Source organism: Sorangiineae bacterium MSr11367 (genome assembly GCA_037157805.1).
GTDB classification, from domain to species: Bacteria; Myxococcota_A; Polyangia; order Polyangiales; family Polyangiaceae; genus Pendulispora; species Pendulispora rubella.
On sequence record CP089983.1, the window covers coordinates 11,471,726 to 11,495,182 of the forward strand.

At 66.6% G+C, this 23,457-nt stretch carries 25 protein-coding genes and 1 pseudogene; 6 read left to right on the forward strand and 20 right to left on the reverse strand.

All coding sequences use genetic code 11. The features are described 5' to 3' along the window. Positions 1-2 precede the first annotated feature (2 nt). From LVJ94_44560 to LVJ94_44620, 13 genes are all read right to left on the reverse strand, one after another. The gene (locus LVJ94_44560; protein ID WXB03969.1) at positions 3-596 is read right to left on the reverse strand and encodes a hypothetical protein; all 594 of its coding nucleotides are present in this window, start codon (positions 594-596) and stop codon (positions 3-5) included. Further along, entirely contained in the window at positions 569-1,489 is a 921-nt protein-coding gene (locus LVJ94_44565) for an RluA family pseudouridine synthase (protein WXB03970.1), read from the reverse strand. Before LVJ94_44565 ends, LVJ94_44560 begins: the two co-directional genes overlap by 28 nt. Positions 1,490-1,491: 2 nt before the next feature. After that, a complete protein-coding gene (locus tag LVJ94_44570) occupies positions 1,492-2,679 on the reverse strand; it encodes a VCBS repeat-containing protein (protein ID WXB03971.1) in 1,188 nt (395 codons plus the stop codon). Continuing rightward, complete coding sequence (locus tag LVJ94_44575) at positions 2,676-5,375, reverse strand: phosphoenolpyruvate synthase (protein ID WXB03972.1); 2,700 nt, start codon at positions 5,373-5,375, stop codon at positions 2,676-2,678. Before LVJ94_44575 ends, LVJ94_44570 begins: the two co-directional genes overlap by 4 nt. A gap of 36 nt (positions 5,376-5,411) precedes the next feature. Next, a complete protein-coding gene (locus tag LVJ94_44580) occupies positions 5,412-6,410 on the reverse strand; it encodes an esterase (protein WXB03973.1) in 999 nt (332 codons plus the stop codon). Next, entirely contained in the window at positions 6,410-6,805 is a 396-nt protein-coding gene (locus LVJ94_44585) for a hypothetical protein (protein ID WXB03974.1), read from the reverse strand. Before LVJ94_44585 ends, LVJ94_44580 begins: the two co-directional genes overlap by 1 nt. 74 nt (positions 6,806-6,879) lie before the next feature. Then, complete coding sequence (locus tag LVJ94_44590) at positions 6,880-9,585, reverse strand: hypothetical protein (GenBank protein ID WXB03975.1); 2,706 nt, start codon at positions 9,583-9,585, stop codon at positions 6,880-6,882. Next, positions 9,582-10,175, reverse strand: coding sequence for a hypothetical protein (locus LVJ94_44595; protein WXB03976.1), 594 nt, complete (start codon positions 10,173-10,175; stop codon positions 9,582-9,584). Before LVJ94_44595 ends, LVJ94_44590 begins: the two co-directional genes overlap by 4 nt. Before the next feature lie 45 nt (positions 10,176-10,220). Next, a complete protein-coding gene (locus LVJ94_44600) occupies positions 10,221-11,105 on the reverse strand; it encodes a hypothetical protein (GenBank protein WXB03977.1) in 885 nt (294 codons plus the stop codon). Between the two features lie 467 nt (positions 11,106-11,572). Next, a complete protein-coding gene (locus tag LVJ94_44605; protein ID WXB03978.1) occupies positions 11,573-12,064 on the reverse strand; it encodes a (2Fe-2S)-binding protein in 492 nt (163 codons plus the stop codon). Between the two features lie 55 nt (positions 12,065-12,119). Continuing rightward, entirely contained in the window at positions 12,120-12,605 is a 486-nt protein-coding gene (gene sixA / locus LVJ94_44610) for a phosphohistidine phosphatase SixA (GenBank protein ID WXB03979.1), read from the reverse strand. 69 nt (positions 12,606-12,674) lie between these two features. Then, positions 12,675-13,844 (reverse strand): recombinase RecA, encoded by a 1,170-nt coding sequence (gene recA / locus LVJ94_44615; protein WXB03980.1) that lies wholly within the window; start codon positions 13,842-13,844, stop codon positions 12,675-12,677. Positions 13,845-14,292: 448 nt separating this feature from the next. Then, the gene (locus LVJ94_44620) at positions 14,293-14,586 is read right to left on the reverse strand and encodes a hypothetical protein (GenBank protein WXB03981.1); all 294 of its coding nucleotides are present in this window, start codon (positions 14,584-14,586) and stop codon (positions 14,293-14,295) included. A gap of 71 nt (positions 14,587-14,657) precedes the next feature. On the opposite strand from LVJ94_44620, the gene LVJ94_44625 reads away from it, so the two are divergent. After that, positions 14,658-15,392 carry a thioredoxin family protein gene (locus LVJ94_44625; GenBank protein WXB03982.1) on the forward strand — a complete coding sequence of 245 codons (735 nt, stop codon included), beginning with the start codon at positions 14,658-14,660 and terminating at the stop codon, positions 15,390-15,392. A gap of 60 nt (positions 15,393-15,452) precedes the next feature. Here LVJ94_44625 and LVJ94_44630 read toward each other — a convergent pair whose 3' ends face one another. The 3 genes and pseudogenes from LVJ94_44630 to grxD all read right to left on the reverse strand — a co-directional run bounded on the left by LVJ94_44630 (position 15,453) and on the right by grxD (position 16,682). Further along, positions 15,453-15,710, reverse strand: coding sequence for a BolA family transcriptional regulator (locus LVJ94_44630; GenBank protein WXB03983.1), 258 nt, complete (start codon positions 15,708-15,710; stop codon positions 15,453-15,455). A 9-nt stretch (positions 15,711-15,719) separates the two neighbouring features. Then, positions 15,720-16,001 (reverse strand): rhodanese-like domain-containing protein, encoded by a 282-nt coding sequence (locus LVJ94_44635; protein WXB10804.1) that lies wholly within the window; start codon positions 15,999-16,001, stop codon positions 15,720-15,722. 351 nt (positions 16,002-16,352) lie between these two features. Continuing rightward, a pseudogene (gene grxD, locus LVJ94_44640) lies at positions 16,353-16,682 on the reverse strand (Grx4 family monothiol glutaredoxin). 57 nt (positions 16,683-16,739) lie between these two features. Between grxD and LVJ94_44645 the strand changes: the two are divergent. From LVJ94_44645 to LVJ94_44660, 4 genes are all read left to right on the forward strand, one after another. After that, positions 16,740-17,696 carry an ABC transporter ATP-binding protein gene (locus LVJ94_44645; GenBank protein ID WXB03984.1) on the forward strand — a complete coding sequence of 319 codons (957 nt, stop codon included), beginning with the start codon at positions 16,740-16,742 and terminating at the stop codon, positions 17,694-17,696. Beyond that, the gene (locus LVJ94_44650) at positions 17,689-18,741 is read left to right on the forward strand and encodes an ABC transporter permease (GenBank protein ID WXB03985.1); all 1,053 of its coding nucleotides are present in this window, start codon (positions 17,689-17,691) and stop codon (positions 18,739-18,741) included. Before LVJ94_44645 ends, LVJ94_44650 begins: the two co-directional genes overlap by 8 nt. Positions 18,742-18,830: 89 nt before the next feature. Then, positions 18,831-19,439, forward strand: coding sequence for a phospholipase D family protein (locus LVJ94_44655; protein WXB03986.1), 609 nt, complete (start codon positions 18,831-18,833; stop codon positions 19,437-19,439). After that, positions 19,436-20,023, forward strand: a complete 588-nt coding sequence (locus tag LVJ94_44660) for an AgmX/PglI C-terminal domain-containing protein (GenBank protein WXB03987.1) — start codon at positions 19,436-19,438, stop codon at positions 20,021-20,023. Before LVJ94_44655 ends, LVJ94_44660 begins: the two co-directional genes overlap by 4 nt. A 45-nt stretch (positions 20,024-20,068) precedes the next feature. Here LVJ94_44660 and LVJ94_44665 read toward each other — a convergent pair whose 3' ends face one another. Then, positions 20,069-21,250 carry a hypothetical protein gene (locus LVJ94_44665; protein ID WXB03988.1) on the reverse strand — a complete coding sequence of 394 codons (1,182 nt, stop codon included), beginning with the start codon at positions 21,248-21,250 and terminating at the stop codon, positions 20,069-20,071. 42 nt (positions 21,251-21,292) lie between these two features. Between LVJ94_44665 and aat the strand changes: the two genes are divergently transcribed. Then, a complete protein-coding gene (gene aat, locus LVJ94_44670; protein ID WXB03989.1) occupies positions 21,293-21,961 on the forward strand; it encodes a leucyl/phenylalanyl-tRNA--protein transferase in 669 nt (222 codons plus the stop codon). Between the two features lie 3 nt (positions 21,962-21,964). Here the strand turns inward: aat and LVJ94_44675 are convergent, their stop codons facing one another. From LVJ94_44675 to LVJ94_44685, 3 genes are all read right to left on the reverse strand, one after another. Beyond that, on the reverse strand, positions 21,965-22,309 hold the full coding sequence (locus LVJ94_44675) for a type II toxin-antitoxin system PemK/MazF family toxin (protein WXB03990.1): 345 nt from the start codon (positions 22,307-22,309) through the stop codon (positions 21,965-21,967). Then, positions 22,293-22,529: a hypothetical protein gene (locus tag LVJ94_44680; protein WXB03991.1), complete on the reverse strand. Its 237-nt coding sequence runs from the start codon at positions 22,527-22,529 to the stop codon at positions 22,293-22,295. The genes LVJ94_44675 and LVJ94_44680 overlap by 17 nt, the downstream gene beginning before the upstream one ends. A gap of 73 nt (positions 22,530-22,602) precedes the next feature. Then, positions 22,603-23,352 (reverse strand): DUF4142 domain-containing protein, encoded by a 750-nt coding sequence (locus LVJ94_44685; protein WXB03992.1) that lies wholly within the window; start codon positions 23,350-23,352, stop codon positions 22,603-22,605. Between the last annotated feature and the right edge of the window lie 105 nt (positions 23,353-23,457).

Consider the following 23,457-nt stretch of genomic DNA (forward strand, 5'->3'; position numbering starts at 1 on the left):
ACCTACGGAGCGCTCGCATCCTTTCTGGTGTCCGTGGGGGGCCACGGTAGGGACCAGCGCTGATCCGTGCCCCGATCCCAGAGCTCGAGCCGCGTGCCGCGGGCGGTGGAGGGGAACATGACACCGATGCGGCTGACCAGCTTGGCGTCGAAATCGACGCGGTTTCGGTCCCGTCCGGCGTCCCCGGCGTCGATTCCGGCGGCCACGAGCATCGGGAAGTCGAACCGAGCCCGTTCGATGACGGTCGGACCCTCGTACAGTTCGAGGGCGAAGCGGCCCATGGCCCGGGGGGTGGCCTGGGCTGCCGCAAGCTCCACCTGGTGCATGCCCAACAGGTAGACGTCGCCATGGTCGTAGCGCAGGTCGAAGATCCACTGCCGGCGCTCCGAAAGCGGCGGCGGATCTGGCGCGATGCGTACCTTCTTCGGATCGATGGGCGCGGAGGCATCCGCCACCCGCTTCGAAAGGGACAGGCGCCCGGGGGAAGCGTCGACCCCGATGCCGCCGGCCTCGGCGATGGCGCCGAAAAACACCGCGAACATCACGAGGATGCCGGCGAATGCCAAGCTCAAGACGACGGTCGACCAAGAACGCACGACACAGCGATATCCCATGCACCGGCTTCGCCGCCAAGCGTCGTCCACAGGTCGCGGAGCTTTCTTTCGCCCGGGCTCGTGCCCACACGCACGTCGAGCACGCCGTCGAGGCGGACCCACGCCGCAAATAGCGCGACCTGTCCGACTTCGTGAACCTGGCCGGACGGCAATCTTAACCGCGAGCCCGTCCCATAGACGCGGTCGCCAACCAATGCGGCACCGGCGTGGCTCGCATGCACGCGGATCTGATGGGTGCGCCCGGTGCGCGGCGCGATCGCGAGCAAGGCGAAGGCCCCCGCACGCGCCACGGTTCGGTACACGGTTTCGGCGTGGGTGGCGTCTTTGCCGTTCACGGCGCGGTGCCGCGGGTCCGAGGCGCGCCCGATGGGAAACGCCCACGTTCCCTCTTCGGGATCGGGCGCCTGCGCGGCGATGGCGATGTAGCGCCGCTCGTAGTGTCCTTCGTCCCGCGCGCGCTTGGCCATCTCGCGCGCCCGCGCGGTCAGCGCGAAGACGACCACGCCGCCCACCTCGCGATCGAGCCGCGACGTCGGGTGCACCGCGGCGGCGTCCATCTTGGCGAGCCGCGCGGCGTGCGCGAGGAGCGAGTCCTTCGCGCCGCCGTGGTCGGGAATCGTGGGGATGCCCGCGGGCTTTTCCAACGCGAGCCAATCGCGTGTGCGATGGAGCACACGGACCTCGTCGCCCTTCGTCTCGGGGCGCGGCGCGGCGATCCGCACCTCGTCGCCCACGCGCACGGGCTCCTCGCCACGCGTGACCCGGCGGCGACCGATGAAGACGCGGCCGTCGGGGATGGCGCGCGGATCACCGCCGGCGGCGCGCACGATGGCGTCCACCGTCTTGGGATCCCCCTCGCGCACGATCCATCGCATGGCTAACGCAACGACAGCGGAGGCTTGGCCCGCAACCACGGGCGGAACCGCGCCGCGTCGTCGCAGAGGATCTCCCCCGAGCACGGCGCGGCCTTTCCTGCGTCCTTTCCGGCATCGAGGACGCCGGCGTCCGCAGGACGGGGGACGCGGCATTCCTTGGCGATCATGGCCGTCACGTCGGCTTCGCTCACGCCCCAAAGCCGCGCGCACACCAGGTTGTCCAGCGACGACGCCGGCTGTGCGGACGCATCCGCGGGCACGTCCTTCACGAGGAGGGACTTCGGCCGCGCCGGGCAGGCCTTTTTCGCGTAGGCGAAGGCCACCTCGTCGGAGGCCGAGAACGTGCCGTCCGCACGCGAGTGCAATGCCAGAAGCGGCCCAGCCAACCGGTGCTCGGGCGCCCCGCAACCGGCGGCATCGGGCGCATCTGGGGCCTCGGCCGTGTAGACACCGTTGGTCAGCAGGTCGGGTCGGCCATCGTCGTCGATGTCCTCCACCGCGCCGAACTCCGGCGCCGTGCCCCCACTCGAGTAGGCATCGATCTTCTTGCCCTTGATGGTCCACAGCCGCGCGTACGGCTGCGAGACACCATCACGCACCCAGCTCGCGCCCGTGAGGATCACTTCGTCCTGGCCGTCGCCATCGTAGTCGAACACCGTCGGCTGCTCCAGGTCCAGCGAGCGGTCCACGCTCGAGACGAAGGGCGGCTGCGCCAACGTCACGCGATCGCCTTTGCCGGAGATGTGCACGACGTCCCAGAGAACCTCCACCTCGGCCGAAGCATCCTTCGTGCGCACGCCCGTGGGAACCATGGCCCAGATGCCCGTGCCGCTGCGCGTGTGCGCGGCCACGCAGTGGGCATCGCGGAAAAGGTCCGGCAAGAGCCAGCCGGACGCGTCGCCCATCTCCGCGCCGAGCTTGCGCGACGCCGTGGCCTCGATTTCCTTGGCAATCGTTTCACACAGGCTCTCGGCGCGGGCGGCGTCGGTGCCCGCATCCTCGACGTCCGCGTCGATCTCGGACTCGCTGCTCGCATCCGGCACCGTCATGGCATCCACCGCGGCATCCGCCTGCGCGGGCTTGTCCGTGTTCGATTGGATCAGCTTCGCCACGAAAATGGCCACCGCCAGAACGGCGACGATGACACCGAACGACACGAGAATACGCCAGGCTGCGCCGGTCGCCTTCATACGGACTCCCGCAAACGCTCCACGACGCCCCGATCGCCGTCGACGCGCACCCGATCGCCCGTGCGAATGATCCGCGTGGCGAAGGCGACGCTCACCACGCTCGGCACGCCGAATTCGCGCGCCACCACGGCTGCATGCGAAAGCGGCCCGCCAAGCTCCGTCACCACACCGGCGGCCATGAGAAAGAGCGGCGTCCAGCCTACGTCGGTCGTGTGCACGATGAGCACTTCGCCCGGTTCGAGCTCACCCATGCGATCCGCACCGTGGATCACACGCGCGCGCCCCTCGACGACACCCGCGCTCGCGGGCACACCGCGAAGCAGATCGCCACCCGACGGGGGCAGCACCACCGGCGGCGGCGCACCGATGAAGGTCGATGGCGGATCGGGCCGGCCCTGGTCGCGCGCGAACTCCGCCCGGCGCGCCCGCACCAGTGCGGCCAGATCGCGCCGCGACATCTCCAGGGCGCGCACGATTTCGTCGACCGTGAGGAAGAACACGCTGTGGATGCCCGCGAACGCCGAACCCGACGCGACGAGCGAGGCCTGATCCTGCGCGAGCTCGGGCGCCAGCCGCAAAAGCCGGCGATCGGCGTCGAGGAAGACCTCGCGCAGCATGCCCAGCACACGCGTGACCCACGTGCGCATGCGCTCGCGCAGCCGCGCCGCCTTCTGCGTACGCGCCACGAGGTGCCGCACCAAGGTTTGCTCCAGCACGCCGAGGCGTGGCATCAACTTGACCATCTCCGCATCGGCGTGGGCGCGCGCGCGCGCCAGCGACGATTCCACCTCGCGCACCTGGCCGCGGATGGCCACGCGCACCATGGTGAGCACCTGGCGAACGTCCTCGCGCCAGCGCGGCGTGGAAAGCTCCGCCTCGCGCACCGCGCGGTCGCCGTACAGCTCGAGAAAATTGGCGAGGGCGCGGCGGGTCGGCCCGTCCGGGATGGCGTCGAGGCCCACGGTCGCGTCGGAATCGATCGCGGCGAACGCCGCCGGTTCGCGCCGCGCCAGCTCGGCCACGCGCATGATGCCGATGGCCGGGCGCGCGCTCTCCAGATCGCGAATGCCCGCCGTCAACGCTTGCGCGAGGCGCTCGGCAACCAGCGGGCCGAAGTTTCCCTTCGTCTTTTGGCTCTGGCCAATCTGCGCCAAGGACGCTTTCAACGCGAGGTGCGTCCCCAGCGCGCTGGAGGCGCAGGTGAGCATCACGGTGCCCGTTCGCTCGAGCAGCCCCTGCACGTCGCGGATGGTTCGTGCGAGCCCTTCGTCGGGCAAGATGGCCAAGTCCAGGGCGTTGTGCGCCTTTTCGGCCTTCGTGGCGGCCTCCTCGAAGGCGTTCACGTCGGCGTCGAGGCGGAGCTGCTCGCGCAAGAGGCGTGAAGCCGTCATGGGGAAGCGCGCGTAGAAGCCACGGCGCGAGACGTCGGCCACCTGATGCGCCACTTCGTCCCCGGCGGAACCGCCCGCGAGCTCCACCAAGGTGCGCGGATCGAGCCATGGCACTTGTGCCGCGATGCGCATGAACTGCGTCAGGTTCAAATAGAAGCGGCCGTACACGTTGCCGACGAGGCGCGCGCTGCGCGGCACGCTGCAGCCGAGGGCGGCGAAGGCACGGCGAAAGCCCGCCTCGCTGAAGTCGCCCGCGACGGACCAGGTGAGCGGCGTGGCCACGCCGGGCAGCGCCTCGCCGACGTTCACGCTGCTCCACACCGTGAAGGCATTGCCGCCCTCGGGGAAACCTTGGCCGGTGATGGGCCGCGCCTGCACGATCCAGGTGCGCTCGCGGTCGCACGCAAACTCGACGTCCCAAGGCCCTGCGTCGAGCCGCTCGAGCCGCGAGGCGATGTCCGCGAGTTCCTCGATGCGCGCGGGGCCGAGCGCCGGTTTGTCGGGCTCGGGGACGCTCACCTCTTTCATGGCGCCGTCGACCACGACGAGCGCGCGCGGCTTGCGCGCGACGACGGCCTCGATGAGCCGCCCATGCGCGTCGATGCGAAGCATGTCGGGCGTGCTCACGCCATCGACCACGGGCGAGCCCAGCCCGACGGCCGCGTTGACGATGCGCTGATCGCGCGAGAGCCATCCGCTGGTAGGCGGCTCGGGCGAGCGCGTGAACATCACGCCCGCGGCCTCGGCCTCCACCATGCGCTGCAGGACGACGCCCATGGACACGTCGCGCACGCCGTGGGCGGCGAGGTATGCGAGCGCGCGGCCCGAGGCGATCGACGCCCACACTTCGCGCACGGCATCGGCGAGCGCCTCTTTGCCATGCACCGCGAGCCGCGTCTCCGCGAGGCCCGCCATCGAGACGAGGGCACCGTCTTCGCAGGTGGCGCTCGATCGCACGGCGAGCCCCCACGGCGCGGTCGGGCCGATGCTTTCCCACAGCTCGGCGAGTTCCTCTTCGAGCCCCTTGGGGAGCGGCGCGTTCAGCAGCTCCTGACGCGCCTCGGCCGCGCGCGTCGAGCCGCTTCGCCCGCCGGCCGCACGCAAAAGCGAGCGCGGATCGCACCCCGGCGAAAGCTCGCGCAAGGTGGATTGAAACGCCTGCTGCCCGAGGATCCACGCGTCGGGCACGGGGAAGCCATGCTTGGCGAGCCAGACGAGGCGCGAAGCTTTGCCGCCGATGGCGCGCGCATCATCGCCGCCGCGTTTGCGAGCGAGCGCTTCGAGCGAAGTGAGCCAGGGCGACATGGCCCGGCGATATTACTCATGTTTCGACGCGCAACGTCATCTCGCGAGCACCTGATCGTGCCAGAAGAGCAACTCGATGGCTCCGGGGCCGCGATTGAAGACGTAGTCGTGCGGCCCGGGCAGCACGGCAAAGTCGTGGGCGATGCCGGCCCCGCGCCAGGTTTCGCTCGTGCGGGTGACGGCCCGGCGAAAACTGTCCCGCTCGCTCGTGGTCAGCCGCAATTTCAGCTCCGGTCGCCGCGCCCGCGCGCTTTTGGCCAGCTCCGCGAGCTCCGCGGCGGCCGCGCCGGTGTTGTGGATGGCCGGCTGCAACGCGCCCACCGCACCGAACACGGCGGGCTGCCCCAAGCCGGCACGCAACGCCACGATGCCTCCCAGCGACACGCCATCGATGCCCGTGGCCTCCGGCGATGCGAGGGCCGGTGTCTCCGCGCGCACGCGCGGCAGAAGCTCCGTGGTCAGCGCCCGCGCATACGCGTCGACGTCCTCGGCACTGGACAGGTTGAGGTCCGGCACATACGGACAGGCAATGATGAGGCGCCCAAAAGGGTGCTCGGCCAAGGCGCGGTTCAACTCGGCCAGATGGGCCGCGGCCACGAGCCCTTCGAAGTCATCCTCCACCAAAGGGGGCGCCGTCAGCCGCCCGAACGCGCGCTCGAGCGCATAATCCCGCGGCCAACCCATGGCGCCGAGCGCGGGGCCCTTCAACGCCTCGCCGCGCCCATGAAGGGCGATGACCACCGGAAACCGTTGCTCCGGCGTGCGCGATTTCGGAACGATCACCACGGCCCGTTCGATGGGGCTTGGCAACGTCCACTCGAGAAGCGTGACCGCACCGCGCGGTGCTTCGGGCGACGCGTCCGTCTCGGGCACCGTCATGGACGGCGAAGGAGGCGCGACCTCGGCGATCGGCTTTTCTTCCGCGCCCTTGGCGCCTTGTCGCGATGCTGCATCCCGACGGCACGCCGCCCCAGCCCCTACCAGCGACGATGCTACGAGCAAGAGCAGGAACGAGGCGCTGCGCCGCGCGATCATTAGCCCTCAGGTGACGCGGGCGCTTGGCCCGAGGCTCGCTTCACCAGATCCGCGAGCATGGGATCCGTCGTGAGTTGCTCGCGCAGTGCCTTCTTGATGGCGTCGAGATGCGCGGGGGCAAGCCCCTGCAAATGCGCCGTGGCCTGGTCCAACTTGAGATCCAGATATCCGTTCAGGTCGATCTGACCTGCGCGGAGCTTTTCCAACGGTGAGGCTGCGGCCCCCTCGACCGCGCCAGCACCACCTACGGAGCCTGCCGTTTCGGCCTTGCCGACTTTCTCGGCGCCTGCCTTTTCCTGCAGCGTGGCCTCGAAGGATTGCCCTGATTTTCCCACCTCCGCCGTCGTGTTCGTCGGCAGTGTAGGGCCCCCTTTACCGATGCGATCGATGCCCATGGCGTCCTCTCTTGACGATACTTCCATTCCACCTACGTGCACATCGGTCGCCGGCTCGAAGTCGTTTCCTCATTTTATTTCCATCCGATCGTTAGTCGTCGGACGCGCTCTTCTTCCGGTAGGCCATCGCTGTAAAAAAGTGCTCCTTCAAGAAAAGAGAGCGAGATGTCCTGCGAAGGGGGGCCGCTCAGGGCGAGGAGCGGAAAGACACGCACGGACGCGGCCGGCGTGGCAGGGGTCGGTGGGAGCTCCACGGCATCGAGCGAAAGCTCGTCGCGCGTGCTTCGCGCAAGGATGGCGCGAAGGGAGCCCTGCCCCGGCGCATTCTGAAACGCGATGGCCGTCGGGAACCCGGAGCCCATACCGGCGGTGCGTACGGGCTCGCGCACGGGTTGTCCGCTCGCGTCGAGCCACGCCACCATGGCGCCGTAGGCCGCGGAGTTGTTCGGCTCCGTCCCCATGGGCGCTTCCTCGATCCAGCCGACGGCCACACCATCGCCAGCCGCGGCGAGCACCGGCGAGCGCGAGTGGGCCGCGGTGGCCAGGACGCGCACCTCGCTCGTGCGCTTCGCATCGCTTGCACGCAAGGTGGCGACGTACACGTCGGCGAAGCCATCATGTGGGCTGTCGCGCGGATCGGAGAACGCCAACCACACACGATCACCCTGCACCAGCAGCGAGAGATCGCTGGCATCGCCGGGTGCGCGTGTCACTCGTTCGGGTGGCGAGACGCGAAGCTCGGGCGAGACGCGCGCCGCATAGACTTCCCCGTTGCCGTCTTTGCCGTCGACCCACGCGACGATCCATCCATTTTTGACCCACCCCACGGCCACGTCACTGGCATCGCCGCGATCGCTCGTCACCTGTTGTTCACGCAACTTCTTCCCGTGGCGATCGACACGCGCGAGGTGCACCTGCGGATCGCCGCCATCGCGAGCAACCCACGCCACCGCGGCACCATCGTTACCATCGGAGGCGATGGCTACGCCGCCGACGCTCAATGCGCGGTTCGTGAGAAGCGCGGGCTTGTCGCGCAGTGCCCCTTTCGCGTCCAGGTCGTACACGCGGATCGCATCGCCCGTGGCGAGGGGGGCAGGCGGCGGGGGTGCCTGCTTCGAGGCCGTGGGCTTGCGGGGACCATCCCGCTTGTCGGTGGCCGGCGGCGACGATACGAGCGCGAGCAAGGTGCCGTCGCCCACATGCGCCGCCGCGAGATCGGTGAAGGTTTCGCGCGCCGCCACGGTGGTCAACGTCAGTGGGCGCGGTGCGTCGGGCGGGAGCGGCGGCACGAGCGGCGCCTTGTAGAGCGATGGCCGCGCCGGCATGTGCGCGGCATGCACTTGGCTGACCCCCGGCGCACCTTCTGGCAAGGGGAGCGCCGCGAGCGCGAGGCATTCGCGCGCTTCGTGCGCCTCTTTGCCGCCGCAATCGAGCCCCCACGCGAGTGTGGCCTCACGCTGTTCGCGAAGGCGCATCGATTCGACCTGAACGGCGGCGAACTTCTCGTCGAGGCGGAGAAATGTGGGCCCCGGTGACACGGCGGCGCAGGCGTCCGCGTTCGAGGCGAGCGGACATGCACGCGCGTTCACGAGCAACCCCACGCCCCGCCCCGCCGGCGCGAGGATCGGCACGGTGTTGCCCTCGAGCTCCAAGGTGACGCTCGCGTCGGGCGCGAGCTTTCCGCCCGCGTCCATCTTCGTGACATGAAGCCGCCCGGATCGGCCGGTGCGACCCGATTCGTCCCACGCGAGGGCTGCCGCATCGCCAAAGGACACGAGCCCCACGAGCTTGGCCCCGCCGATGGCCGTCACGGCCGGAACCGGCGCGCGCACCTTCTCCTTCGACGTGGCGCGCTCGTCGAGCGACACGGTCATGATCTGCGGATCGAAGCCCGAGCGGTCCGTCCAGGCGAAGACCCAGGCATCGCCTACGCGCACCACATCGACGTCCGTCCCCACGAAGGAGCGCGCCGCGATGACCTCGGGCGCCCCCACGGCCCGCGCATCACCGTCGAGCTTCGTCCAGAGGAGACTCGGCTTCTGGCCCGCTTCACGCGAGACGAGTGCAAGCCCTGCCCCCATGGTGGTGGCGACCGCTTGCCAACCGATGACACCTCGGGCGAGCGGTGTGGGCACGCCACGCGGGCGGCCGTCGGAATCGAGCGGCACGCCGAGGATGTTCGCCGAGGAGTCGCGCGTTTCCTCGGCCCACACGCAGATGGCCCCACGCGGGGTTGGAACGACCTCGACCCAAACGACGTTGTCGGTCGTGCGGGCAACCTCGATCACCTGGCCGCGGGCGTTGCCATCGTCGGCGATCCCGACGAGCTGGATCGCCTTGCCGCGATCCGTGAGGGACGTCCAGAGCGCCACGTACCCGGGGCGGGCTCCCCCGGTGGGGCGCACGACCAACATGTCGACGTCGCCGCCGGCGGTCGCAACCACGCGCGCATTCGCCGAAGGTTTTCCATTCGCCGCCGAGATGGGTGCGGCCACGACCTTGCGTGCTGCGCCCTCCGTGGAGATATAACCCACCATGGCGGTGCCATCGCGGCGGGCGAGGAAGGGGCCCAAGGTCCGTTCGGGCACCGTGGCCACCAGGTACGACTCGAGCTCGGGCCGGCCGCGCAGCGAGTCGGAGCTGCCCTTGCCTGCGGGGTTGGCGGTATGGGTGACGCCTTGCGCGGACAGCTTTGGCTTCGAGCTGCCGCAAGCACACACGAGCGAGGCCAGTGCAAGGCACGCGGCCTGGGTCCATCGGAAACGACGCGGCGCGGTCATCGACGGTAGATGACTTGGTCCGAGAACGTCTTCTTCAAGGTGATGACGCCGGCTTTGCTACGAGGAAACGGCGCACCGAGCAGCGCGTCGCGGATGCAATCGAAGAGCACCTTGTCCTGCACCTGGCCTTTTGGTCCTTTGACGCCGATCAGGGTGCCCTCCTGATCGATCCCGAGCTCGACGATGATCTCCGCGTGCGGGCTCTTGCGCCGTTCACGGGCAGCGCTAACGCACTTTTCCGCCTCCGCGTGGCGGGTCTCCACCGCCTCGTCGATGAACTCCGTCGCTTCCTGCGAGGTGTTCGCGAAGGGCCGCTGCGTCTTCGCACCACCGCTCGCGGGCACCGACGGGTTGCCCGCGCCCTGCTCTTTCGAGGAGGTCGCACTCGCCTGGGTCGTCGGAGATGCCGAGGGACTAGAGGAGGAAGACGATGGAGAAGAAGAGGAGGAGACCGGGGCGCTCGCCGCCGTCGCGTCGGCCGCAGGGGCCTTGGAGGCGGGTGTCTCGCTTTCCTTGTTGGAGCCTCCGCACGCGATCATGAGCGAGGCACCAACGAGCCAAGCCGGCCAGAGCATCCCGGGATTTCGCATTCCCTCCTCTTATCAGAAGGAGACGATCGGCGAATCAGGGAGCGGCTACGAACGGAGCAGCCGGCCGATGTGGGCCTTTTCCCAGCGAAGGGCGCGCTCGAAGTGGCGGAAGTGCGTCTCGCGCTCGCGGAACTCCGGCGGATGAAGCTGCCGCCGACCCTCGCCACCTTTGCGGTGCCGCTCGGTCGTCTTCGCAGGAATCACGTGGTGGAGCATCTCGTGGTAGACGATGTACGCCACGAAGTAGCGGGGCACCCAGGCCTTGTCGAGCGACGGGTGGATGCGAATCAGGCGCTCGGTCGAGCTGTAGCTTCCCAGCTTGATGGTGTGACGCGAGCGGCTCTTGGCGGGCCGGCGACCGGCCTTGCCCCACGTGATGAGCGCATTGACCGAGTTGTCGAAGTACTGCGCGTTCAACTCGTTGAAAAGAGCGAGCAAATCGTGATGCTCGCCCGCGCTGACGAGCTTCTGGTGCCGCGGGCGTGCCAGGCGGCCGCCGTTTTCTTCGATGTAGTGCCCGATGCGAAGGCTCGAGTCGCGATCGCTATGGGTCACGTAGCGAACGAGCGCGTTCACGATGCTGGGCGGCGCGTCGAGGAACATATGGTGCACCCGAGCGCGCAGCATGCCGCGCTCCCAGTGGTGCGAGACGATCGCGTGCCGGTTGTCGGTGATCGAAAGACTGACCGGCCCCGGGTACACCTTCATCAACCGCCGCTCGAGCGCCTGCCGCGCACCCTCGTGGACGAACAGGTGCGGCGAGGCCGTCGGAAAGAGCTCGGCGATGTTGGCGCTCACGCGCTCGGGCACCCGGATGGCCACAGCCCCCATCGGGCGGGCGAGCGTCTTGCCACGCGCACCCGCGGCCGCGTGATCGTGGGTCATGCCCCACGCGGTTGGCTGCAGCGTCAGTACGGTCCGGGCGCCCATGGATGTCCTACCGGGCGAACTAGGAAATGGGTCCGGGGTTGTCAAGGAACCGGAAATCTATGAGCAATTCTCACTAGATAGACGTGAGGTCTTTTGCCCCCAGAGAGCTCGGTTTGTGGTAGTTATATGTAAGCGGATGAGTGCATGACGTTTTCCCTTGACCGAGGCTACAGCCGTTTGGATGTCTCCGTTTGACATGACCTCGTGCTGGAACCGCGGCAGCGAGAAGAAACCGGCGAGACCGGTGCGATGTGTGGTTCTGAAAGCCCATGATCGCCATCCCGTCCGGCGATCCTCGCGTTGGAAACGGGCTAAGGCGCCGGCCTCGCCGGGGTTGTCCCGCTGCCGCTGTTCGACGGTTAAGGCTTTGCGAGCCTGTCGCGATCCATGCACCGTTTGCGTTGAGCCTCGGCACGCCATCCGCCTGGCCGATCGTCTGACCATCGCGCAATGGCCCGCGGCCGACGTCAGCCCCTGTTTCGCTTGTCCAAGACCCGCGGTCGCCATTCGACGCGCTCGCCCCGTCGGTCACTCGACGAGGCCGAAGCGCCCGACGAGGTCGACGATGAGGAGTCCGCACGTCGCGAGGAGGGTGGCAGGCCGTGCCCGTGGTCGTCGGCACGGAGTCGCTCGGCCTTGCGGCGCTTTCGCTCTTCGACGATCTCCACCTCGGGCACCTGGACGACGATGGGCCCCGGGCCGGTCACCTTGGACTGACAGGCTAAGCGCAGCCCCACGACCTTGGCGACGTTGCCGAGGTGCACGAGCTCTTGCGGACGAAGGGGCGAGAGCGAATCGGCCCCGCGCACCACCGTGAGGCGGCAGAGTCCACACGATGCGACCCCGCCACACGACGTGGCGATGGGATAGCCGTTCGACTGCAGCACCTGGAGAAGGCTGCTCCCCTCGGGTGCATCGAAGGCGACCTCGCTCGCCGCGATGCGGACTTTGGCGTGCACGTCGCTCAGTATACCCGGCTTCGTCGCGGACCGAGAAGTCGATGGCCGATGAGGCCTATTGGGTGCGCAAGGTCCGAATGAATTGAAGGGCCTTTGGATCGAGGACGAAGCGCAAACGCGGGGACACCTCGCTTTTGACGGTGATGGAAACGACCATCGCCTTCTCCACGTTGATGTGCAGACCCGTGAGCTCGGCAATGAGACCGGAAAGATCCGGCTGGTGCCCCACGACCATGACGCGCTTTCGCCGCGCCGCCGACACCTCGCGCACCAAGTCCAGGGCACGCGCCCCCATGGCCAGCTCCCGCCGCGTCTCGAGCGGTGCCCCGATCTGGCACTCGGCATGGACGATCTCCGCCGTCTGCACGGCGCGCACGAGCGGGCTCGTGAGAATCACCTTGGGGGCCTCGCCGTGGGTGGCCAGCGCCCGCGCCACCTGTCGCACGCGCTCCCGTCCACTGACGCTCAGCACCCGATCATCGTCGCGGCCGCTCGGCGCAAAGTCCTCCGCCGGCCCGTGCCTCATGACGTAGAGCTTCATCTTCGGCGCTTATATCACCGAGTGCGCCGCCTCAGGTCGAACGTTGAGCGACGAGCCGTTCGAGCTCCATCAATGCACCTTGCTGGCCGCTCCGTTGGCAGGACGCTTCGCATCTTTCGCGTCTTTGCCCTGGTCCTTGGCCTCTTTGGCTTCCTTGCCGCCCGCGGCCGGAGCAGCCGACTCGGCGGGACCGCCGATGCGTTTCACGCCTTGCTTCTGCAGAATCATTTGTTCGAGCTTGTCCATCAACTCGGGGTGCGCTTCGAGGTACGTCTTGGCGTTCTCGCGGCCTTGACCGATGCGCTCTCCCTGGAACGAGAACCAAGCACCGCTCTTTTCGACGAGGCTCTGATCCGTGGCGAGGTCGATGATGTCGCCCGCGCGCGAGATGCCTTGCCCGTAAAGGATGTCGAACTCCACCTCCCGAAAGGGAGGCGCCATCTTGTTCTTCACGACCTTCACGCGCGTGCGATTGCCGACGACCATCGGGTCTTTGCGGTCGCTCGAGGCGGCGGCCTCTTTGATGGCGCCGATGCGGCGGATGTCGAGACGGATGGATGAATAGAACTTGAGTGCGTTGCCGCCCGTCGTCGTTTCGGGCGAACCGAACATGACGCCGATCTTCATACGGATTTGATTGATGAAGATGAGAAGGCAATTGGACTTCGCGACGGTGGCCGTGAGCTTGCGCAGCGCTTGCGACATCAATCGCGCCTGCGTGCCCACGTGGCTGTCGCCCATATCGCCTTCGATTTCCGCCTTGGGAACGAGGGCGGCCACCGAGTCGACGACCACGAGATCCACTGCGCCCGAGCGCACGAGCATGTCGGCAATCTCGAGGGCCTGCTCGCCGAAGTCGGGTTGCGAGACCAACAATTCATCGGTCTTCACGCCGAGGCGGCGTGCGTACGTGGGATCGAGCGCGTGCTCCGCATCGACGAACGCCGCAACGCCTCCTTGCTTTTGCACATTGGCAATCGCGTGAAGGGTGAGCGTCGTTTTGCCGCTCGACTCCGGCCCGTACACTTCCATGATGCGGCCGCGGGGATAGCCGCCGATGCCCAACGCGAGATCGAGCCCGATGCTGCCGCTCGGAATGACGGGGAGCTCCGGCTGGAAGGTTTCCCCCTCCTTGAGCCGCATGATGGAGCCTTTTCCGTATTCTTTCTCGATACTTGCAACCGCGAGCTCGATGGCCTTGCCCCGGTTTTTGTCGTCTTGTTTGTCGTTGATACCCATGGGTCGGCTCGCTTGGTTGGCAGAAGGTAAAGGAGTTTCTACTGCCACTATGTTCAGGTGTCCAGTCTTTGCGACGTGGCGACGTAACTACACACCCCGTAGTGGGTGATGCGCGTAGGAGCATGCGCGTCTGTGCGCGTCAACACACGCCAGAAGACACGGAGAAACACTGAAGAAATGCGCGAACGAAGAAGTGCCGTCTCATGCACTTCCAAATTGGACGAGGTACATGGTTTGCGTTAGGAACGTCACCATGAACCTCGCGGAGAAAGTCATTCACACCCCCTCGCCCCAAAAGGCTGAGGAATCGCGCATCCCCCAAGAACCGCCACCTAGGGAGCGTGAGGGTTATTCGGCGGAGGAATTCGTTTCGGACGATGACCTTTACGCCAACCTTCCGTGCACGGACTGATCGGGCACGGATGGATTCGATGAAGATATAGGGCCCCTAATTCGTAAAGGGGCGAACCTGCGGCCGGTCCTCCAGCGTGTGGTCGATGAGCTCCTGGCGCGACACAGCGATCATGTATCGCTGGACGCGGTCGGTGAAGCGCTCGGCGCCTTGGCGGTGACGACGGACGAGCTCGACGAGCTCATTGTCGCGCTCGAGGATGCGGGCCGTAAGGTAGAAATCGACGATCAAGGGAGCGGTGTCGAACGACTTCGGCACGTCCTCGACGGGATACGTGTGCTCCGGCCACGACTGAATCGTGCGCCGACCCCGCAAGAGATCGCCGATCATACCGGGCTCACCTTATTTGCGGTGAAGCATGCGCTGGCCCTCGCGCGCGTGATGCGGCAATAAGTGTGGCCATGGCCCCCTCCCTCGTGACGTTTTCGAAGTCGTTTGCGTGTGTTGCAGTCCTCGCTGGCGTCGGCACGCTCGCGGCGTGCGGGAAAAGCACGCCTTCACCCGAACCTGCGGGTGGTACGACGGCCTCGTCTCCTGCCGCTCCCGTCGGCGAGCAGCAGACGACGACGTCGACGAATGTCGCGGCGGCCCAGCAGGCGCAAGTGGGAAAGTCCGCTCCGGATTTCACCTTGCGGGATCTCGACGGCAAGTCGGTGAGTCTGCATGACTACCGCGGAAAAACCGTGGTGCTCGAGTGGTTCAATCCCGGGTGCCCGTTCGTGCGCAATGCGCACACGAAGGCCTCGCTGAAGACGTTCCCTGGCGAGCAAGTCGCCAAAGGCATCGTGTGGTTGGCCATCAATTCGAATGCACCCGGCAAGCAGGGCAACGGCGTGCCGGCCAATGTGGAAGGCAAGAAGAAGTACGCGATGCAGTACCCCATCTTGCTGGACGAGAGCGGTGAGACGGGCAAGCGCTACGGAGCAACCAACACGCCACACATGTTCGTGATCGACCCGCAAGGGGTGCTCGTCTACCAAGGTGCGATCGACAACTCGCCCGATGGCGAGGGCGAGTCGCCCACGGGTGGGAAACTCGTGAACTACGTGCAGGCTGCGCTCGGTGATTTGACGGCAGGGCGCGACGTCGCCACGAAGAACACGCCGGCGTACGGCTGCAGCGTCAAGTACCCGTAGGCGGACACCTGCGTCCGCGCATGCGGACGCATTCGTCCTGACGCAACGCCTACAAAACGACTACGGAACGATCGTGCGCAGGCTATCAACCGCGTGCACGGGCGCGCCGTCGCCGGCCATGAGGTGCGCAATGGCCGAGTAAACGAGACGCTGTGCGTCGACGCGGCCGAGGCCTGCGAAGGCCGCGGACGTCACGGCGATGGTGTAGTGGCCGCCGCCACCGGTGACCTCGACCTTGCTGTCGGTGATCTTGGACTCGATGGCGGAAGTGATGGCGGCGACGATGTCGCCTTTGAAGTTCGTCGGGTGGTCGCTCATGGCCGTCGGTTAATAGCGCGGAACGCTGGGATCGATGTCGCGCGACCAGGCGTCGATGCCGCCTTCCAGGTTGAAGACGCGCGTGAAGCCGGTGGAGAGAAAGCGCTCGGCGGCGGCGCGGCTGCGCATGCCGTGGTGGCAGTGAAAGACGATGGTCGCGTCCTTCGGGAGGCCCTGCAGGTAATCGACGCCGTCGTCGTCCAGATGGCGCGCCATCTTCAACGAGGCAATCGCCCGCTCCTCGGGGGTGCGCACGTCGAACAGCTCGAACTTGTCGCCGCGCTCGATCATCTCCTTGAAGGCCTTCACGGAGAGGGGCTGCACGCGCGGCGGGGCGTTGGGGTTCTCGATTTTGAAGCCACCCTCGCCGCCCGGGCCGGCCACGAAGTCGATGTGCACGCCGTTCGCGCGGCGCGCGGTGGCCGGATCCAACAGGAGGACGAGGCCGTCGGCTTCCACGAGAATGTCGTCCTGCTGCTTCTCGTCGATGAACAGCTCGTGCTCGAAGTTCGACGGGATGTGCAGGCGCGGATGATCGTCCGTGCCGCCCAAGGCCTGCTTGAAGGCACCGACGGCGGCGGGGGACAACGTGACCTTCGGTGCGGCCTCCGTGCCCGTACCAGTGGACGGAGCGCCGGCCAGGCCCGCGCTCTGGAGCAGCGTCGCAAGCTCGCCGGAGGCCCGCATTTCCCGCACGATATCGCAACCGCCGACGAACTTCCCGTCGACGTAAAGTTGCGGAATCGTCGGCCAGCTGGAGAACGATTTGATTCCGTCGCGCAGGGCGGGGTCACTCAACACATTTACCGTCTTGTAGCTCGGCAAAAACTCGTCGAGGATGTTGACCACCTGCGCAGAAAATCCGCACTGCGGAAAATGGCGGTTCCCCTTCATGAAGAGAACGACCCGGTTTTCGCTTACGATTTCAGCGATCTGTGCGTGCGTGGAATTCGAATCGGTTGCATTGGCCATCGTACGTGACGAGCCATGCTATACGCCGGCAGTTCCGTCAAGCCGGCTCGAGCAACAATGACCGAGAATACGAAGCCTCTGGCAGTCCGATGCAAGGGCCTGATCAAGGTCTACACCACGCGACATCACGAAATGGTGGTGGCGGTGAACCACCTGGACCTGGAGGTCCATGCCGGCGAATGCTTCGGCCTTTTGGGGCCGAACGGGGCCGGTAAGACGACGACGGTCGAGATCCTCGAGGGATTGCTCGCCCCTACGGCCGGCGAGGTGGAGCTCTTCGGCAAGACCTGGGAAAAGGACGAGCGCTTCCTGCGCGAGCGCCTGGGTATCTCCCTGCAGCACACGCACCTTCCCGAGCGGCTCACCGTGCGGGAGACGGTGGAGCTGTTTCGCTCGTTCTTTACGCAGGGGCGCGATGTCGGCGAGGCCCTCGATTTGGTCGCGCTCAAGGACAAGGAGAACGCGCGCTACGAGACGCTCTCCGGCGGCCAGAAGCAAAGGTTGGCCGTGGCGTGCGCCCTGGTGGGCAATCCCGCGCTGCTCTTTTTGGACGAGCCGACGACCGGGCTCGATCCGCAATCGCGCCGCATGCTCTGGGAGGTGGTGCTCGCCTTCAAGCAGCAGGGCGGCTCGGTGCTGCTGACGACGCATTACATGGACGAGGCCGAGCGGCTTTGCGACCGCGTCGGGGTCATCGACCACGGGCAGATGATTGCGCTGGGCACGCCGAAAGAACTCATCGAGTCGCTTGGCGGGCAGCAGATTGTCGAGTTTACCGTGGAGGGGACCGACGAGGAGGTGAACCTCGACGCGATCTCCACCCTTCCGAGCGTGCACTCGGCGCGCTGGCATACAGGGCGGATTTCCCTCACCGTCGGCCAGCTTCACGAAGCGCTGCCGGCGCTTTTGGCCCATGTCGACGAGGCAGGGCGCAAGCTCACGGGGCTGTCGACGCACCATGCGACGCTCGAAGACGTATTCGTCAATTTGACCGGAAGGCAGCTTCGTGAATAACGCGCGTCTCACCGCCATTCGTGAGCTGGTACTCACCCGCTGGCGCACCTTCTACCGCGAGCCGGGGACCATGTTTTGGACCTTCGGCTTGCCCGTGGTGCTGTCGATTGCCCTGGGCATGGCCTTCCGAAACGAGGAGCCCGAGCCGCTCCCCGCCGCCGTGCAGGCCGGCCCGCGCGCCGAGCACGTGCGCGAGACGCTCGCGAAGAGCAAGGACATCGAGGCCAAGGTGCTCTCGCCCGAGGCGGCGCACCAAGCGCTGCGCACGGGCAAAGTGCACGTGGTGGTCATTCCCTCGGACAACGGCGACGGCAAGGTTACCTACCGCTTCGATCCGACGCGACCGGACAGCCGCCTCGCACGCACGTTGGTGGACGATGCCCTGCAACGCGGCGAGGGCCGGCCCGACGTGGTGCCCACCACCACGCAACACGTGACCGAACCGGGGTCGCGTTACATCGATTTCTTGATTCCGGGTTTGGTGGGCATGGGCCTCATGTCCAGCGGCCTTTGGGGAATCGGTTTTGCGCTGGCGGAAATGCGCACGCGCAAGTTGCTGAAGCGGCTCATCGCGACGCCGATGCACAAAAGCGATTTCATGCTTTCGTTCCTTTTGGTGCGCGCGGCGCTGCTCTCCATCGAATTACCGCCGCTCCTGGTATTTTCGTATTTTGCATTCAAAGTCGGGATCAATGGGTCGATCCTCACGCTGACCTTGATTGCGCTTTTGGGTGCATTGGTCTTCGCCGGAATGGGGTTGCTGTTCGCGTCGCGTTCGGAAAACCCGCAAATCGTGTCGGGCCTCATCAACGTGGCGACGTTTCCCATGTACCTGTGCTCGGGCGTGTTTTTCTCGACGGCGCGCTTCCCCGATTGGACGCAGCCGTTCATCAAGCTTTTGCCGCTCACCGCACTCATCGATGGCCTGCGCGCCGTGATGATCGATGGCGCCGGAATCCTGCAGCTCACGACGCCGATTTTGGTGTTGGTCGTCTGGGGTTTGCTCTGCTTCGCTGGCGCACTCAAGCTCTTCAAGTGGCATTAGTCAGGTTTGTGGGGGGCTCCGCCGCCCCACACCCCCGAGAAGGGACCTGAAAATTGCCTTAGGCAGGATAACTCAGGCACACTTACGGCGTGTTGGAGGCCCGCAGTGTCCGCGCCCGTTTGATCGTCGATCGCGAGCACTACGAGTACCTCGTGAAGGAGGCCATCGAGAAGGCGCGCTTCAGCGTGTGGATCGCGACGGCCAACGTGAAGGAGATGATGGTCGAGGCCCCCGTGGGCACGACGGCGCGGGCGCGCGGGAAGTACCTGTCGATCCTCGACAGCTTCGATGCGCTGACCAAGCGCGGGGTGGACGTGAGGCTGCTGCACGCCGGCGTTCCGTCCACGGCATTCCGCGAGGCGATGGGGAAGCGCAAGCGGCTTGCGAAGAGCATGATGATGCGGCGGTGCCCGCGCGTTCACTTGAAATTGATCGCCATCGACGGGCGCATTCTCTACCTGGGGAGCGCAAACTTCACGGGGGCGGGGCTTGGCGCCAAGGGCGAAGGACGGCGCAATTTCGAGGTGGGCATCGTGACCGACGACGATGTCATGCTCGATGCCGTGCAAGCGCGGTTCGATACCATTTGGTCGGGGCGCGAATGTCGCACATGCAAGCTTCGCAGCGTGTGCCCGAAGCCGCTCGACACACCAGTGGTTGCGAAGCATAACCAAACCGTACGAAAGAGGATGACATGAAGCTGAATGCCTGCCTCTCCCTGGTCAGTCTCGTAGGTGCTGGTGTGATCCTGGCGGCGTGTGGTGCCTCCAACGAGCCGCCCAAGGAGCCGGAGTCGATCGCCACACCGCTTCCTGGTTCGAACCGCGCTGGAAACTGGAGCGCGAAAACGTCGGAGGGAACCTCACCTCCCACGTCGGATGCCACCACGACGAGCGCGCACACCACGCCGGTCACGACGCCGGCCGTTGCCCCCCAAGCGCCCCCCGCGCAGCCGGTACCTGCGGGGCCGTGCGACGCGTGCAAAGGCCCCATCTCGAGCGATCTCCAGGCCGCGTTGAACAAGCGCGTCGAGAACGAGGCGCGCAAGTGCTACGAGCGCGTCCTCACGAACCGGCCAACGGCACGGGCATCGCTCAGCCTCGACGTGCGGGTGAGCCGCGATGGGTCGACGTGCGACGCGGTCGTGCAGTCCGACGAGGCCGAAGTGCCGGGCCTGGCCGACTGCGTGGCGAACGAGTTTCGCCGCGGCGGCTTCCCGAGCCCAGGAGCCTCGTGCGTGGTCGCCAAGGTGCCGATTCTATTCACGCCAAAGGCGCATTAGGCAGGTTGTGGGGGGGCTTCGCCGCCCCCACTCCCCCCAAGAGGTTTAGGCGGAACGCAGGTAGCGGCGGACGGCGCGGGGGGCGTGAGCCGGGCCTTCGATTTCGATGTAGGGCCTGCCGGGGGAGCGACCGGGGAAGGAGAAGCTCCCCGTGTTGGCGTAGCGCTCCGTGAGCGCCTCGCGATGCGTGTGACCGAAGACGACGAGTTTGGCGTCGGTTACGCCGGCGACGCGCTCGGCCCCGGAGGCAAGCCGCTCGACGACGGAGCCAGTGTAGCGGTCGTAACCCGCTGCCCAGCTCGCGAGCATGGCGATGGCGCCCATGGAGAGTGCCGCGCTGCCCACGAAGGGGTGGCCCGTGGCAAACGCGATGGCGCCGCCCGTGGCGGTGACCGTGGCGAGCACCCGATCGAGGTAGCAACGCGCGAAGGTGGCGCGCACGCTGGCCAAGGTGGGGCGCGGCGAGAACGAGAGCAGCTCGTCGAGCAAGTCGCCGGCGAGGCCCACGGATTCGGCGAACGTGGCCGTGTGGACCGTCCCCTGGGCGCGCTGCCCCTCGAGGTCGAAGCGCACGCCGCTCTTTCCGAGGGCCCCGAAGGCGGTGTGGAAGAAGCGGTAAATCACGTGGGGCGCACGCACGCCGTACCACTGGAACGCCGAGAGAAAGAGATTCAGCGGCGTGCCGTCGTTGGCGTTCAGGTAGCGATGCGCCCCCGTGGGCGCGATGAACTCCTCCACGAAGTGCACGCCGAGGCTCGCGCCCGGCACCAGCGGATGGGCCGGCGCATTGTCGGGATCGTAGAGGTGGCCATGCTCGATGTGGATGCCTCCGTCGCGGAAGAACCACGGGGTGGAACGCAGGCCCCTCTTGGCCACCGACGTGGACAGCCCCAGCGCGCCACCGAGGCGTTCGGCAAAGTCGAGCTCGCCCACCTCGGCGTCGTGGTTGCCCGACACGAGCCAGAGCTCCCCTCCCCCATCGAGGTGCCGTGCCAGAGCGGTACGTAGCGCCGAGTGCGCCAAAATGGCTTCTTCCGCCGTGCGACGCCGGTTTTCCTCGCCCGGGCCCTCGGCGGACAGATCCAGCAGATCCCCCGCGAAGACGAAGCGGTCACCGGGGTGGGCGGCCACGAGCCCCGCGAGATCGTCCACGACCGAGCGCGGCGTCTGCCGAAAGAGGTGTACGTCGCCCAGGACGAAGGTGCGAAAAGCGCGAGAAGCGGTCATGGTGAAGGAGAGGCGCTCGATCCTCTAGCATAGTCGGCCACGATGCGAGCCACGGAGCCCCCGCGCACGGAAATCGTCTTTCCCGATCCACGGGAAACGCCCGAACCCGGCATCGTGGCCGTAGGGAGCGACTTTCGCGCAGGCACGCTTCTCCAAGCGTACCGGCGCGGCATCTTCCCCTGGCCGCATGGACCGCACGTGCTCTGGTTCTCGCCGGATCCGCGCGCGATTCTTCCGCTGGAGCACGAGCTGCACTGGTCGCGCAGCTTGCGGCGTACGCTGCGCCATCACCCCTTCGAGGTCACCGTCGACGAAGCCTTCACCGAGGTGATGAAGGCCTGCGGCTCGACCCGCGATGCCACGTGGATCACGCCGAGCCTCGCGCGCGGATACACCACGCTGCACGGCCTCGGCTGGGCCCACAGTGTGGAAGTCTGGGAACGGCAGGGCGACGCTCGCGAGCTGGTCGGCGGCATCTATGGCGTGGCCATCGGCGCCCTCTTCGCCGGCGAGTCGATGTTCCACACGCGCACCGACGCGTCGAAGATTGCGTTCGCCACCTTGGCGGAGAGGCTCCGCCGCAATGGCTTCACGCTCTTCGACGTGCAAGTGATGAGCGAGCACCTCGCCTCGCTGGGCTGCATCGACGTCCCGCGCAACGAGTACCTCCGCCGCCTCGGCCATGCGCTCGACGTAGACGCGATGTTTTGACGATCAGTCGAGCGCCAATAGGACGCGGATGGCTGTTTCGATCGCACCCATTGATTCTTGCTTGAGTCGACCAACGACATCTTGTTCGAATCGAACGAGACGAACACTGGATAGGTTGGCCGGCAAGACGACTCTATCCGTTGCCGTTCCAGCCTCTTGCGCCGAAATGCGCACGGCCATCGGATCTCGTTCGTACACGGATCGCACTTCGTCGAGCGGCGCGACGAGGACCGTATCGAGCAGAGGCTCGAAACCGTCGGCTTGAAGTACAACGAAGCGTTCGTCGCGCCCTGGCCCTGAAAAGCCGAGACGCCGGCGACTCACGAGCACGTCACCCCGGCTCGCCACGCAGTCGCTCCATGGCATCCGCGATCTCGAGATCTCGCGCGCGACGTTCCGGTGTACGAGCGGCGGCAACGCGCTCCATGAACTCACGACGCTCGGCATCCCCGAGAGCCTTGAGAACCAGTTCCCGCAGAAATTCGCCCTCACGCTGGTTTGATTGTTGCGCGAGCCTCGCGAGGCGCTTGCGCGCCTCGGATGGAATGTTGAGGTTGATGCGTTCCATCGTATCCATAGAGGATAGGATGGAGGACATTCACGAGGATGTCAAAAATGTCCCCTACACCGACCTCAGCCTATCACCGGGCGCTCAACGAAGCCTGAATCGACTGGGCCTCGCGGAGGTGGCCTTCAACCTTGGTGCGCACGGTTTGGAGGTGGGCGCGGACTTCGTTGTTTTTGGCGTTCGGCAGGAGCTGCTGATCGATCGCCGCGAGGACATCTTTATGCGCCTTGATTTGCGCATCGATGTAGGAGCGATCGAAATCGGCCCCGCTTTGGGCGCGTAGTTCGACCAGGGTGCGCTGGCCTTCGCTTTGGAACTGCATCCCGAGCGAGCTCTCCGCGGGGGTGAGCTTGAGGCCCTTGGCGATGTCGTAGCCCTTGGCGTCGGCGTCCAGGTGATCGTGGACCATCATGGCGGCGAACTGCTTCACGCGCGGGTTCTTGGCCTTGGTTTGCGCAAGCTTGGCCTGATCGACCTCGCCCGTGTTCGCGACGTGAAGGGCCTGGAGGATTTGGTCGTCCGCCATGGCCGTGGTCATCGTGTTGCGATCGGCCACACCGCCGGTGGGGGGCAACGCGCGACCCGCGGGATCTTGCGTGAGGTTCGAATCGTAGGGGCCCGGGTTGGGGCTCGCCGTGGGTGTCTCCGACGGCGGCTGTTTCCAGTTCGACTGCGGAGAGTAGGTACTTCCCGGTGTTTCCGCGCGCGGCCCGGTCGTGTCGGCGGACGTCGTTTCCGGGACCTTAGGCTGCGATTGCTCATGACCGCACGCCCCCAATGCAAGTGCGATCACTCCCAGAGATACGTATCGAAGCAGAGTCATGGTGGCCTCCTCGAATGGCGTTTCTCGCAATGTCGTGAGGCGGCCCAGCGGTGCATACACGGTGCCGTATGCACCGGCCTTGCACCGCCGCAATTGGACGAGGCC